Annotated in this window: 11 protein-coding genes and 1 pseudogene; 4 read left to right on the plus strand and 8 right to left on the minus strand. The window is 69.3% G+C overall.

The genetic code is table 11. The features are described from left to right. Positions 1–550: 550 nt before the first annotated feature. From ABZX61_RS64675 to ABZX61_RS64690, 4 genes are all read right to left on the minus strand, one after another. On the minus strand, positions 551–1,480 hold the full coding sequence (locus ABZX61_RS64675) for an NADP-dependent oxidoreductase (RefSeq protein ID WP_355212899.1): 930 nt from the start codon (positions 1,478–1,480) through the stop codon (positions 551–553). Between the two features lie 80 nt (positions 1,481–1,560). Beyond that, positions 1,561–2,187, minus strand: coding sequence for a hypothetical protein (locus tag ABZX61_RS64680; RefSeq protein WP_355212901.1), 627 nt, complete (start codon positions 2,185–2,187; stop codon positions 1,561–1,563). Positions 2,188–2,215: 28 nt separating this feature from the next. Next, the gene (locus ABZX61_RS64685) at positions 2,216–3,049 is read right to left on the minus strand and encodes an NAD(P)H-binding protein (protein ID WP_355212903.1); all 834 of its coding nucleotides are present in this window, start codon (positions 3,047–3,049) and stop codon (positions 2,216–2,218) included. Positions 3,050–3,079: 30 nt separating this feature from the next. Further along, positions 3,080–3,487 carry a hypothetical protein gene (locus ABZX61_RS64690; protein ID WP_355212905.1) on the minus strand — a complete coding sequence of 136 codons (408 nt, stop codon included), beginning with the start codon at positions 3,485–3,487 and terminating at the stop codon, positions 3,080–3,082. A gap of 128 nt (positions 3,488–3,615) precedes the next feature. Between ABZX61_RS64690 and ABZX61_RS64695 the strand changes: the two genes are divergently transcribed. Further along, positions 3,616–5,529 (plus strand): histidine kinase, encoded by a 1,914-nt coding sequence (locus ABZX61_RS64695; RefSeq protein ID WP_355212907.1) that lies wholly within the window; start codon positions 3,616–3,618, stop codon positions 5,527–5,529. On the opposite strand, the gene ABZX61_RS64700 is transcribed toward ABZX61_RS64695, so the two are convergent. Together ABZX61_RS64700 and ABZX61_RS64705 are read right to left on the minus strand one after the other, a co-directional pair. After that, a complete protein-coding gene (locus tag ABZX61_RS64700) occupies positions 5,461–5,661 on the minus strand; it encodes a helix-turn-helix transcriptional regulator (protein WP_355212909.1) in 201 nt (66 codons plus the stop codon). The genes ABZX61_RS64695 and ABZX61_RS64700 overlap by 69 nt on opposite strands. Further along, on the minus strand, positions 5,658–5,849 hold the full coding sequence (locus ABZX61_RS64705) for a hypothetical protein (protein WP_355212911.1): 192 nt from the start codon (positions 5,847–5,849) through the stop codon (positions 5,658–5,660). The genes ABZX61_RS64700 and ABZX61_RS64705 overlap by 4 nt, the downstream gene beginning before the upstream one ends. Positions 5,850–6,031: 182 nt before the next feature. On the opposite strand from ABZX61_RS64705, the gene ABZX61_RS64710 reads away from it, so the two are divergent. From ABZX61_RS64710 to ABZX61_RS64720, 3 genes are read left to right on the plus strand one after another with little or no spacing between them, the layout of a single operon-like run. Then, entirely contained in the window at positions 6,032–6,922 is an 891-nt protein-coding gene (locus ABZX61_RS64710; RefSeq protein WP_355212913.1) for an AraC family transcriptional regulator, read from the plus strand. Positions 6,923–6,980: 58 nt separating this feature from the next. After that, the gene (locus ABZX61_RS64715; protein ID WP_355212915.1) at positions 6,981–7,793 is read left to right on the plus strand and encodes an epoxide hydrolase; all 813 of its coding nucleotides are present in this window, start codon (positions 6,981–6,983) and stop codon (positions 7,791–7,793) included. A 32-nt stretch (positions 7,794–7,825) separates the two neighbouring features. Next, positions 7,826–8,290: an SRPBCC family protein gene (locus tag ABZX61_RS64720; RefSeq protein ID WP_355212917.1), complete on the plus strand. Its 465-nt coding sequence runs from the start codon at positions 7,826–7,828 to the stop codon at positions 8,288–8,290. Positions 8,291–8,817: 527 nt separating this feature from the next. Here the strand turns inward: ABZX61_RS64720 and ABZX61_RS64725 are convergent. Both ABZX61_RS64725 and ABZX61_RS64730 read right to left on the minus strand, forming a co-directional pair. After that, entirely contained in the window at positions 8,818–8,976 is a 159-nt protein-coding gene (locus ABZX61_RS64725) for a hypothetical protein (protein ID WP_355212929.1), read from the minus strand. Between the two features lie 145 nt (positions 8,977–9,121). Next, a pseudogene (locus ABZX61_RS64730) lies at positions 9,122–9,847 on the minus strand (alpha/beta fold hydrolase); the annotation flags it as partial. Between the last annotated feature and the right edge of the window lie 420 nt (positions 9,848–10,267).

Consider the following 10,267-nt stretch of genomic DNA (forward strand, 5'->3'; position numbering starts at 1 on the left):
TTCGCCTGGACGAAGATCGTCCGGCCCGCGATGGTGGCCGGGGCCGCCTCTCCAGACGATCCCGGCCTGGCCCGCTACTGGCCGACCGTCGCGGCAAGAAGCACAATGGACCGCTCAGCGTGCTGCTGCTCGCCAAGCTGAAGGCCCAGCGAGGACGCTGCCCGCTCTGCGGCACCCCGCTTCTGCACGCCGACCGCGAACCACAGTCCCCCCGCGAATGGAACAGTGGCTGCGCGGCACCCGAATGGCGATCAGCAAGCTCAACATCGCCACCGGGAACAGCCCGGACGATCAACGCCTCATCCACACCGCCTGCCGGACCCGGACCGCCCGACCGGCAGCACCAGCACTACTCCTTGCGGCTTCAATGCCATCAGGACCTGCTTGAGCCGGATGAATAGAAATGTTCCAGTCCGGTGCTGAGGGGAGGACGGCGCGGCAACGCGCCGTCCTTACCCGACTTTTGTCTCCGTTGCTGGCGAACGTGGCCATCCCTCGGCGTCCACGTGCCGCTGGAGGTCTGCCGCCTCGATTCCTTCTGATCCCGGCTTCAGGTCGCGTCGAGTACCAGACGACCGCGCACGTGTCCGGTCTCCCCGATCACGTGCGCGGCGGCGGCTTCCTCCAGTGGGAACGTCTTCTCGACGGCAATGCGCAGGTGCCCCTCGGCCATCAGCGCGGCGAGGTTCGCGAGGCTGGCGCCGTTCGGTGCCACGTAGACGAAGCCGACCCGCAGTCCCCGGGCCCGCGCGGCCTGCGCCAGCCGCGCGTCGGAGCCCTTGAGCGTGACCAGGATGCCGCCGGGACTCAGGACGTCGAGCAGCCGCAGCGCCTCCTCGCCGCCCCTCGGATCGATGACCACGTCGACGTCGCGGACCGGCGAGGCCGAGTGGTCGACGACCTCGTGGGCGCCGAGCCCCTCGACGAAGGCATGGTTGCCGAGAGAAGCGGCGCCGATGACCTCGGCTCCGGCCCTCGCGGCCAACTGCACCGCGATGTGGCCCACGCCGCCCGCGGCGCCCTGGACCAAGACCCGCTGGCCCGGTGAAAGGCCCCCCAGGTCGAACAGCGCCTGCCACGCGGTCAGCGCGGCCATCGGCGTGCCCGCCGCGCTGTGGTGAGTGACGTCGCCGGGTTTGACGGCCAGCGAGTCCGCCGGCGCCGTCACGTGGTCGGCGTATCCGCCCGCGAGGCCGGGGAAGCGCGGCATGCCGAACACCTGGTCTCCGGCCTTCAGCGTGGTGACGCCGGCGCCGGTCCGGGTGACCGCGCCGGAGATGTCCCAGCCCAGTACGGCCGGGAAGCTGCTCACGGACACGCCGCGGCCCGCACGGGTCAGCCAGTCGATCGCGTTGATCCCGGCCGCGTGCACGCGTACCTGGACCTCGCCGTGGCCGGGCTCCGGCAGCGGGACCCGGCCGATCCGCAGTGCCTGCGGCGGCCCGTAACCGTCGATGAGGGCGGCGCGCGTCATGTTCATCGTCATCCTGTCTTGTCGCGGAACATAGCCGAAATGGAGGCAGATCGCCCCTGGCCGCGTCGCAGCCGCCTGAGTGTTGCTCAGCGCTGGACGCTCAGGTAGCGGTGGTGCTGGTAGCGGAAGAACACGGTCAGGCAGGCGGCGGCGGTGACGAGCCCCACGGCCAGGGCGGCCGGCAGGTGGTGGTCCGTCACGAGGTTGTAGGTCAGCAGAGCGAGGCAGACGCCGGCCAGAACACCGTTGATGATGGCGATCACGCTGGCCGCGGTGAAGAGCCCGGCCAGCGGGCCCGATTTGACCGCCAGCGACCCGAGCGCATCGTCGGTCTCCCCTTCACTCGCGCCCCATCTGGCGAAGTAGCGCGCAGCCTCGGGGTCGAGCGTGCGGTAGTAGCCACGGATGCGAGCGATGCCGCTCAGATACAACACGTTCTGTACCCCCGTGTCGACGAGCCGGGCCGAGGTGAACACCCCCAGCAAGAACACCGTCGGCAACGCGGCGGCGGCGAACGGCGACAACAGCCCAGGCGTCTGCGCGGCGAACCCCAACGCGATCAAACTGCTGGACAACGCCGACAGGTACAGCGACGAACGGCCGATCGCCTCGCTGACCGTCGTGCCGGCCGCCGATTGCAGCACGAAATGCTCCGTCACGATCGCCGACATGAGCGGCGCCGACGGCCCGGCGTCGCGGCTCTCCGCTTCCATGGCCGCTCCTTTCCAGCTGCTTCCGTGGTCATCGGAAGGCTTCGGCATGTGCTTCAGCCCATTGTTCGAAGGTGCGGGGCGGGTGACCGGTCACCTCTTTCGCGGTCGGCAGGACCTGCGACTCATCGAGCGTGCCGTCGGCGTAGAAGCGGAAGAAGGCATCGACGTACTCGGCCGGCATGCTCGCCTCCATCTGGGCCCGGGCCTCCTCGTCCGGCAGCCCTTCGCAGCGCAGGTCCCTGCCCAGCACCTTGGCCAGCACGGCGATCTGATCGGCGGGCAGCAGTGAGTCCGGCCCGGTCAGCTCGTAGATCCGGCCCTCATGCCCGTCGCTCGTCAGCGCCTGGGCCGCCACGGCCGCGATGTCGGCGGGGTCGATGGCGGCGGCCGCCACCCCGGCGAACGGTACGCGCACCAGGTCACCGGCCCGAAGCTGCGGCAACCAGCGCAGCGCGTTGGACATGAAAGCCCTGGGCCGCAGGAACGTCCAGGCCACACCCGCCTCGCGTACGGCGCGCTCGGAAAGCGTCATGTAGCGGGAGATCGCGTTGCTCATGTCCGCAAGCGCGGCCGAGCCGCCCGACAGCAGCACGACCCGTTCCACCCCGGCCCGGCGCATGTGGGCCAGCAGGCCGGGCATGTCCGCATATCCCGGCAGCAGGAACACGCTCCGCACGCCGATCAGCGCATCGGCCAGGCTGTCGGGCCGGTTCAGGTCGCCGGTGACGGGCTGGACGCCGGGCGGCAGAGTGACGCCCTGAGGGTCGCGTACCAGCGCGCGCACCCGCTGCCCCTCCTGGGCCAGCGTGGCCACCAATTCCGACCCGGTGTTGCCGGTGGCGCCGGTCACTAAGATCATCATGTCTCCCATCGGGTGAAGAGTGCAAAGGCGCTAGGCGGCAGCGGCGAGACCGACGGCCAGGGCGATCAGCGCGGCGGCCAGGAGCAGGGCCCCGGCGCGCGTGAGCATCGTGCCGGGTGAGCGGGCGCCCTGCTCGCCGACGGCCAGATGCAGGAAGAACCCACCCGATTGCGCCAGCACCCCGGCCAGCAGGGCCGCACCGGCCAGCCACTCCAGGCCGTCGGAGAAACCGGCGCGGGGCAGGTAGAGGAAGTAGACGAGCGACAGCACCAGCAGCACGCCGGCGTGCGCGTGTCCGGCGCGGAAGAACCGCTCGCGGAACTCGCCGAGCCTGCCCTGGTCTGTGGTGATGAAGCGAAGCAGCGCGTGCCCGCCGAATTCCACCGTGACGACCGAGGCCACGGCGATGATCGGCAGGATCTCGGTGGCCTGTCTCATCCGATCCCCCTCGTCATGTGATCTTGCCGACTTGGCATACGAGATCGTGACATTGGGCGAAGAAGGGTCGATAGTGTCGCTGTCATCGGCCAGGTATGCATTTTGCACGGCTTGTCGGGAGGGACTGGGTGGGGCGCACGACGGATGACCTCCCGCTCCGGTTGGCCCGGGGCATGTTGTGGGCCGCGTTCGGCATCCTGTTCTACATCCGCGCGGCCGCCGGGCTGGACAACGGCGCCGGCGTGCTCGGGGTGCTGCTTCCGATGGTGTCGTATCCGCCGCTCGTCGCGCTGGTGGTGTGGCGCTGGGGCACGGCCGGGCGGTACGGGCTCCTCGCGACCGTGGTGCTGCTCTACTTCGTGCCGTTCCTGGTGGTCGGGGAGCTTTGGGACTGGGTGCCGTGGACCGTGGCCGCCGCGGTCTTGTGCGCGCTGCCCGGCCGGGTCGCCTGGCCGTTGTTCGTCCTCGTCGTGGCCGCGTCCGGCGGGGCCGTGCTCGTTCTCGGATACGACCTCTATCCCGGGTACGACGGGATGGTCGGCGTCGGATACATGATCATCGCGGCGGACGACGGGCTCATCTTGTTCGGTTTGTCCGCGCTCGTCAGGGCTGTCGAGCAACTGCACGGCGCCCGGGAGGAACTGGCCACGATGGCCCTGGCCAGGGAACGCCTGCGGCTGGATGGAGAACTGCGGGACCTGCTCGGCGCAAAGCTCCAGGTGATCGCGTTCCGGATGCGGAAGGCGGCGGGTCAGGAGGAGCCGGGGGACGCGCGGCACGATGTCCAGGAAGGCGTCGCGCTCGCCCGGCGCACCTTGGCAGAGGTACGGGCCATGGCCGGGGCCTACCGGGCCGACCCGCCCGCGGAGACGCCGCTGATCGAGTCACCAGGGCTGGCCCGGCGCGTGCTGCTCGCGGTTCTGGTCATCCAGTGCGTGCTCGTGATGAAGCTCCTGGTCTACCTGTACCCCGCCGACTGGCCGGTCCTCGGCCTCGTTACGGCGTTGCTCGCCGTCATCGTGGTCCTTGAGATGCTGCCGCGGTCGCGGCTGGTCCTGGTCGCGCAGAGCCTGCTGATCCTGCTGCCTCTGGCGATCTTCCCCGACGCGTGGGACCGTCTGCTGAGCATCTTCACCGGCAAGCTGTTGCTCAACGTGCGGCCGCCGCGCTCCTGGGCGATCGTCGGGGTCGTCCTGGCCGGGCACCTCACCTGGTTCCTGCTCAGGGTCGACAGCTCCTTCCTTTTCATCGACGACCTCGCGGCCGCGCTTGGCGTTTTCGGCGGTCACGTCATGATCATGTGGTTGGTGTACTGCCTCGGGCGGCTCAGCGGGCTCCTCACCGTCCTGGAGCGGGCGCGGCACGAACTCGCCGCGGCGGCGGTGCGGCGCGAACGCGTGCGGATCGCCGGCGACCTGCACGACGTGCTGGGCTTCAGCCTGTCGGCGGTCGCGCTGAAGGGCGAGGTGGCCGAACGCCTGCTGGACACCGACCCCACGCGGGCCAGATCCGAGATCGCCGCCGTCGTGTCGCTGGTCGAACGAGCCCTGGCCGAGCTGTCGTCCATCTCCGGCGACCGGGTCGACCTGCGGTTGGCGGCAGAGCTCGACGCGGCGCGTGAGGTGCTGAAGGCCGCTGGGATCGAGGTGGCGGCACGGGATGCGACAGGCCCGCTGCCGGTCGAGGTCGACACGGCGGTGGCCACCGCGCTTCGCGAGACCATCACCAATGTCCTGCGGCACAGCCAGGCCCGGACATGTGAGATCTCCATCTCCGGCACTGAAGAGGTCCTACGGTTGCGCGTTGTCAACGACGGCGTCATGGCCGTCGCCTCAGCCGAATCCTCCACGTCGGCGCAGCCGGGGCGGCACGGATCCGGGCTCAGCAGCCTCGCACAACGTACCGGCGGGCGATTGACGGCGGTGCATCACCCCGGTGGCAGGTTCGAGGTGGTCGCCGAGTTCAGGTCAGATTCAACCGGGCTCGTTGGCGATCCGGATGGCGTCCACCCGGTTGCGGGCTCCCAGCTTGGCGACGGCTGAGGTGAGGTGGTTGCGGACCGTGCCGTAGGTCAGGCAGAGCCGCTCGGCGATGTCGGCGGGTTGGGCCTCGCTCGCCGGCAGGCGCAAGATCTCGGTCCCGCGCCGGGTGAGCGGGCTGTCCGGCGCCTTCAAGGCCGCCCGGTTTGACTGCCGCCGAGATGCCATCCAGCCCCGGCAGGTGCGATCTCCAGACCCGAGGCGACTCCTGCCGCCACCGTGATGTCGCCGTCGAGCGACAGCAACCCGACCAGCGCTTCGCGAAGGATGTGCACGTCCTTCGCGATCAGCATCCGAATCACGCCATTGCCGATCACGACCACTCGAACCTTGTGGGTGCCCGAAACTCGGCACTTGGCAAGGCCTCGGCCGTCGTGGGCGGATCGGGCGGTGATCAGCGCCCCGGCGCGTGCCGGTTACCTACGGGACCCACTTCAATGAGTGCCGCCCCGCTGCGAGCTCTTCCCGACCCGGTCGAGGGCGCCCCGTCGGTAGCCTCGATGTCATGGTGTTCGACTCCACTCGTTTCGATCTCCAGCCATATGTCGGTTTCGACATGGCTCGTTACGTTCGGCGGACGTATTGCAGCTGGGAGAACGCCGGCTGGCGGTCCTTGCTTGTTCAGCGGTTCGAGCATGTCCCCGTTGCCGAGGAGATGGAATTGCCAGGCGCGGCGGATCTGCATCTGGTGCTGCCGGTCGCGGGACGGGCGGTGATGGAAGCGCGAAGTGGTGGCCGGTGGAGCCGCTACACGTGGGCGCCGGGTCGGCTTGAGGTGGGGATCCCGGATCAGCCCGTCGTTCGCCGTTATCACGGGGACGGGTCGATGCGGAGCGTGCAGGTTCACATCCCGCGTGGCACCGTCGATTCGGTCGCGGCGCGACTGGGTGGTCGCGCGGTGGACTATGAGGCCATGTCCGCGTCCTTGGCTGCGGGAGACCCGCTGATCGAGGAGGCTGTCCGAGCGGTCGATCGTCTGAGCGAGGCCGATGATCTGTATGCCGAGTCCGCGGCCGCCTTCCTCGCCGTGCACCTGCTCACCCGCCATTCGCGACGGACGGTTCTTCGGACGCTGACGCGGGAGGATGCACGCGTCCGTGCGGCCGTCGCGATGATGCGCGAGCGTCTGGCCGATCCGGTCACCTTGGCTGACATCGCCGGCGAGGTGCACCTCAGCGTCTTCCACCTCGTCAGGGTCTTCAAGGAGGCGACCGGGGTGACGCCGCACCGGTTCCTCACCCGGCTACGGATCGAGGAGGCGAAACGGCTGCTGCGCGAGACGGACCTGGCCATCGCCCAGGTTGCGCCGCGGTGTGGCTTCGCCAGCCCCGGCGCTCTGTCGGCTGCCTTCTTGCGGCACACCGGAGCGCGCCCCTCGGTCTATCGCAATTCTTGACCGCTGCACCGCAATCTCGGTCATTGGGTCAGTGACAACCTGTCCCTAGGTTTATTCCGTGACCGATACCCCTTCGGGCGAGGCGACGGTGCCGGAAATCGAGCCCTTCGCTCTACACGTCCCCGATCACGACCTGGCTGATCTGCTTGCTCGCCTCGACCGGGTCCGGCTTCCCGAACCCGAGACCGTGCCGGACTCGATGCAGGGAATCGAGTTACGACAACTGGTGACGTTGCTCGATGCGTGGCGACAGCATGACTGGCGCGCGAGGGAAGCCCGGTGGAACGCGATTCCGCATTACCGGGTACGTCTTGACGGCTTGGGGATCGCGTTCTGGCATGTTCGCTCACCGGAACCGACAGCGCTGCCGCTACTGATGACACATGGCCGGCCCGGCTCGGTGCTTGAGTTCGAGAACGTGCTCGGGCCGCTCAGCGACCCGGTCGCGCACGGCGGTTCCGCACGCGATGCCTTCCATGTGGTCGTACCGGCGCTGCCGGGGTTCGGGTTCAGTGACCGTCCACGTGAGCGGGGCCGGCACCCGGGCCGCACCGCGCGGGCGTGGGCCGAGCTGGTGACCGTGCTTGGCTACCGGCGCTTCGGGGCGCACGGCGGGGATTGGGGTGCTTTTGTGAGCACCGAACTGGCGCGTCTTGCTCCTGTTCGCTCGAACAACGAGGTGACGCGGCTGCGGGGACAGACCGCCGTTACCAGCGGGCCACAACTCCGCAGCATGGGCGTCATCGAGCGGGTCGGATCGGCTACGCCGCCCAACAGTTCCTGTGCGCCTTGCATGGGGACCGTTCCCCCGCGGGATCTGGTCCGCAAGACCCCGCCACAGACCCGGGTCGCAGGTGGACCCCACTCGTGATCAATCAGCCGAACAGTGCGAGGAATCCCAGAATGCAATCGTACGACGTCACAGCCGAATCCACGGCGCCGCCGGCGACAGTGTGGACATTACTGCTCAACCCGCAGAGCTGGCCCGCATGGTCGCGTATCGAAGCGCTGGAAACCGGTCAGTCGCGTGGCCTCTCACCCGATGGACGAGACGGCGTCGGCGCTATCCGCGCCTTCCGCACCGGGAAGGTCGTCACCAAGGAGCGGATCACCGCTCTGGAGCCCGGACGTCGGTTCGCGTACGAGGGTGTGGAAAATCCGCAGATGATCGACTACCGCGCCGCTGTGGAACTACACGAACTGCCCGGCGGCGGAACACGAATTCGCTGGCACGGCACGTACGTGGCTCGCCGAGGGATGCGCTGGGTCTTCCAGTGGTACCTCCGCCGCTTCATGCAGGCCATGGCGAGCGGACTTGCGGAACACGCCGCCGGCCTGGACGGGCCCGCGGCCCGCCAGGGTGACTAGCGCGCGTCCGCAGCCGCCCCCTGACGGCGAAGATGGGCGGCCACCGTCGCCACCCCTTACGGGCCGCGCAACGACAGCGCGGTGCACCAGGTCCGACGATTGGCCGATCTCAACCGCCCGGGACGGCCGCAACCGAACTGGGCCGCGCACATGGCATGGCGACGGCGCAGGACCGGGGTGGTCTGCCGGTGCCACGACGGCGTTCCGGCTGACCACGAAACACACAAGGGGCGCTCGCGGCATGGCCGGCCGTCCGGGGTGAGGACGCGGCCGGGCTCGCAAGGACAGCGGCAACGACCCGACCGGCTCGGCGCCTCACAGGTAGACCAGACCAGTCCGTGCTCTGCCCCACACGTAGCGCCCACATGCCCTCCGGTCTGCACGACCACACAGTGCTGCTGCGGTGGCGGGCGCGCCGAGTCCGCGGAAGGCCTCAACGGCGCTCAACGCACATCACGTCGGTGAACCCCGATGCCGATGGTGGCGCGGGGTGCAGTGCGGCACCCCGCGCCATGCTCGGGGCGGAGTCATCCGTCGAGGAAGCGCAGCAACTCCGCGGTGACGAACCGGGGGTTCTCCTCGACGAGCCAGTGCCCCGCGTTCGGCACATCCACCGCGCGCACGATGTTGGACATGCGCGGAGCCGCGGTGGCCCGGACCGGGGCGAGCTGCCCTTGGGCGGTCATGAGCAGGGTCGGGACACGTATCGGTGCTGCTGCCTTGGTGTCGCGGACGTCCTTGTCGAGTGCGCGGTAGAGCTCGAAGCCGCCCGACAGGACCTCGGGCCGGCGGTAGGTCCGCGCGTACTCGTTGATCTCGGCGTCGGTGAACGGGGATCGGTCTGAGGCGCCGCCGAACGCCGTTCCGCCGAAGGAGACCTGGGGGGTAGAACATCGCCAGGTACTCGCGGACGTCGTCGCCGACCATCGCCTCGGGGACCCGTCGCTGGGAGTGGAAGGCGATGTGCCAGCTCAGTGAACGGTACGTGGGCGCATCGATCGCGGGCCCGGGTAGCGGCAGGTCGAGGTAGCCGAGGCGTGCGGTGTCGGCGGGGAACTGGGCGGCGTACTGGAACGCCACCGCAGCGCCGAGGTCGTGCCCGACGACGCGGGCGTCGCGCACCCCGAGCCGATCGGCGATCAGGGTGTGCACGTACCGCGCCGGGGTGGCCTTGTCGTAGCCGGTCGGGGAGCCGGTGCTGTCGCCCAGTCGGGGGAGGTCGACGGCGTAGACGGTGTGGTGCTCGGCGAGCGCCGGCATGATCGGCCACCAGCCGTACCAGGTCTGCGGCCAGCCGTGTATCAGCACCACCGGCGGGCCGCTTCCACCGGTCACGTAGTGCATCCGGACGCTGTCGACATCGGCGAACTCGTGCCGGAAGGTGCTCGTGAACCGGGGGTCGTCCCGCGTGGCGACGGCGTAGGGGGGAACGTCGTCGGCGGCTGGTGAGGAGCAGGGCGCGGTGAAGATCGTGAGCAGGAGAGCGAGTGCGACGGTCGCCACCGTTCGCACGAATCGGAGGGGGCGGCGCGACGACGGCCGTGGTGCGGTGATCATGGGTTCCTGTTCTGAGAAGGTGGTGGAGCCGGCAGCGCGCCGAGGACGTCGTTCGCGAGCCTGACCGTCTTAGCGCCAAGGCGACCGCGCGGCTGGTGCTGAAGGCGGTACGGGCGACCAACCGGAAGACCGGCATGGCCCGGAAGGCAACGTGAAACCGCAGGCCGACGTGGTGAGGCGTGCGGGACTTGAACTCACGACCCACGGGTTATGAGCCGCAGCCGTGTCAGCGGCGGCGGGCATCGCGGGCGCGTACGGATCCAGCCAGTACGTCCGGGGCTGGGCCGCAGTGGCCGACGGAGTAGGTTCGCGCCTGTGAGTGATGTTCGACTTCTTGGTCCCGAGGAACTGCCCCTGTGCCAGCGGCTCGAAAGCGATCGCGAGTGGTCCACCGACGAGGCCAAATGGCGGCTGATGTTC

Source organism: Nonomuraea sp. NPDC003709 (assembly GCF_040610775.1).
In the GTDB taxonomy this organism is placed as follows: domain Bacteria; phylum Actinomycetota; class Actinomycetes; order Streptosporangiales; family Streptosporangiaceae; genus Nonomuraea; species Nonomuraea angiospora_A.